At 48.4% G+C, this 277-nt stretch carries 1 protein-coding gene; it reads left to right on the forward strand.

Annotation, left to right across the window (positions count from 1 at the left end):
• On the forward strand, positions 1-277 hold a 277-nt coding region (locus SB689_RS22975), incomplete at both ends, for a hypothetical protein (protein WP_410694375.1).

Consider the following 277-nt stretch of genomic DNA (forward strand, 5'->3'; position numbering starts at 1 on the left):
GGAACGGTATGAGGGGAGTGAGTCTGATATTCCAGAAGTAGTACGGCCAATTATCAGGTCTTTTATTCAAGCAGATCCCGGCGACGTGGCCGCGATTCGGGCTTTAACGGAGCTAGAGTGGGAGCGCGACGGAGTTCATCTAATTTTTGAAAGACCAAAAGACCGACAACAAGGACTTGCGGTTGCGACGATTGATTTTTTCGACTACGACAAACCAGGCATTCTTGAGAGTCGCTGGAAGGATCATTTAGAGGACCTAAAAACACGAGAGAAACGG

The organism is Chryseobacterium sp. SIMBA_038 (genome assembly GCF_046535115.1).
GTDB lineage: Bacteria > Bacteroidota > Bacteroidia > Flavobacteriales > Weeksellaceae > Chryseobacterium.